The 2579-nt window shown below is 73.5% G+C and carries 1 protein-coding gene; it reads left to right on the top strand.

The genetic code is table 11. The features are described from left to right. On the top strand, nucleotides 1-2579 hold a 2579-nt coding region (locus ABT092_RS30850; protein ID WP_351249806.1), incomplete at both ends, for a non-ribosomal peptide synthetase.

The raw sequence follows: 2579 nt of genomic DNA, 5'->3' as shown, positions 1-2579 counted from the left end.
GGGGTTGTGCGGGCGGGGTTGGTGGCGGGGGAGCGTCCCGAGGTGGTGCCGTTGTCGTTCGGGCAGCAGCGGATGTGGTTCCTCAACCGGATGGAGCAGGAGGGCGCCGGCGCCGCCTACAGCATGTCCCTGCCGGTGCGGCTGGTGGGCACCCTGGACCCGGGGGCCTTCGAGGCTGCCTTGGGGGATGTGGCGGAGCGGCACGAGATCCTGCGCACGGTCTACCCCGAGAGCGGGGGCGTTCCCCGGCAGCACGTGTTGGACGGGCAGGCCTCCCGCCCCGTGCCGGTGGTGCGTCGGGTCACGGCGGACGAGGTGCCGCAACGGTTGGCCGCGGCCACGGAACGGGGCTTCGACCTCGCCTGCGAACTTCCGTGGCGGGTCGAGCTGTTGGAGGTGTCGGGCACCGAACGCGTGCTGGTGCTGGTGGCGCACCACATCGCCGTGGACGGCTGGTCGATGGGGGTGCTGGCGCGGGACCTGTGGTCGGCCTACGCGGCTCGCCTCGATGGTGCAGCGCCCGGGTGGGAGCCGTTGCCGGTGCAGTACGCGGACTACGCGCTCTGGCAGCGGGAAACGCTCGGCGAGCTGGACGACGCGGACAGTCTGATCGGCGCCCAACTCGCCTACTGGCGTGCGGCCCTGGCGGAGTTGCCGGCGGAGATCGGCTTGCCCGTGGACCGGACGCGTCCGGCCACCGCGTCCTTCGCCGGTCGGGCCGTGCGGGTCCGGGTCGGAGCCGGTGTCCATGCCGCTCTGGCGTCGACTGCCGAGCGGGGTGCGGCCACCCTGTTCATGGTGGTGCAGGCGGCGTTGGCGGTCCTGTTGAGCAGGCTGGGTGCGGGGACGGACGTGCCGTTGGGGACGGCGGTGGCCGGTCGCGCCGATCGGGCCCTGGACGACCTGGCCGGGTTCTTCGTGAACACCTTGGTGTTGCGGACGGATGTCGGTGGTGATCCGTCGTTCGAGGAGTTGTTGGGGCGGGTGCGGGAAGCGGACCTGTCGGCGTATGCGCACCAGGACCTGCCGTTCGAGCGGCTGGTGGACGAGTTGAACCCGGTGCGGTCACTGTCCCGGCACCCCCTCTTCCAGGTCATGCTGGTGCTCCAGAACGTGCCGCGGTCCGCCTCGCCGTGGGAGGTGCCGGGGCTCGCGGTGGAGCCGGTGCCGGTGGACGAGGACGTGGCGGCCCGGTTCGACCTGTCGGTGAGCCTGTCCGAGCAGCGCGACGAGCAGGGGGCGCCGCTGGGCGTCGTCGGAAGCCTCCAGTACGCGACGGACCTGTTCGACGAGTCCACCGCGCAGGCCCTGGCCGACCGGCTGGTGCGGGTGCTGGAGCAGGTGGCCGCCGATCCGGGGGTCCGGCTGAGCGAGATCGAGGTGTTGGCGCCGGACGAGCGGCGGGCGGTGCTGGAGGAGTGGAACGACTCGGCCCGTGAGGTGCCCGCGGCGACCCTGCCGGAGCTGTTCCGGGCCCGGGCCGCCCGCACCCCCGAGGCGCCGGCCGTGATCGGCGGCACGCCCGCCGACCACGTCGACTACGCGGAGTTGGACCGGCGTACCGATCGGATCGCGCACTGGCTGATCGGCCGGGGGATCGGCCCGGAGGACCGGGTCGGGGTGTTGATGGAGCGCTCCGCCGACCTGGTCGCGGTGGTGCTGGGGGTGCTCAAGGCGGGTGCGGCGCAACTGCCGCTGGACCCGGCCCATCCGGCCGATCGGATCGGTTTCGTCCTCGCGGACGCCGCGCCCGTGCTGGTGGTGTGCACGACCGGTACGGTCGGGCTGCTGCCCGCGGGGGTGGTGCGTGCGGTGTGGGACGACGAGGTGACCTCGGCGGAGGTCGCGGGTGCGCTGGCGGCGGCGCCGTCCGTGGCACTGCGCCCGGAGCACCCGGCGTACGTGATCCACACCTCGGGTTCGACCGGCACCCCGAAGGGCGTCGTGGTCACCCATGCGGGGCTGGCGAGCCTGTCCGGGACCCAGCGGGAGCGGTTCGGGGTGGGCCCGGGCGCGCGGGTGCTCCAGTTCGCGGCGCTCGGGTTCGACGCCTCGGTGTGGGAGCTGGTGATGGCGTTGACGTCGGGTGCGGCGCTGGTGACCGCTCCCGCGGACCGGATGCCGCCGCACGGACGGTTGGACGACCTGCTGACCGAGTACGGGATCACCCACGTCACCCTGCCGCCCTCGGTGCTGGCGGGGGTGGAGCGGGTGCCCGACACCCTGCGGACGGTGGTGGTGGCGGGCGAGGCGTGTCCGCCGGCCCTGGCGGACGCCTGGGCGGGGCGGCTGGAGCTGGTGAACGCGTACGGGCCGACGGAGACCACGATCTGCGCCACCGTGTCCGCTCCGCTGGCCCCGGACCCGGAGCGGAGCGCCGTGCCCATCGGCGGACCGGTGTGGAACACCCGCACCTACGTCCTGGACGGGTTGCTCGGTCCGGTTGCTCCCGGGGTGGTGGGTGAGTTGTATGTGGCGGGGGCTGGGTTGGCGCGTGGTTACGGGGGGCGTCCGGGTTTGACGGCGGAGCGTTTCGTGGCCTCGCCGTTCGGTGGGGGGCGGTTGTACCGGACGGGTGA

This window comes from Streptomyces sp. NPDC002490 (assembly GCF_040296045.1).
Lineage (GTDB): Bacteria > Actinomycetota > Actinomycetes > Streptomycetales > Streptomycetaceae > Streptomyces.
This window is presented reverse-complemented; position numbering and strand designations above follow the sequence as displayed.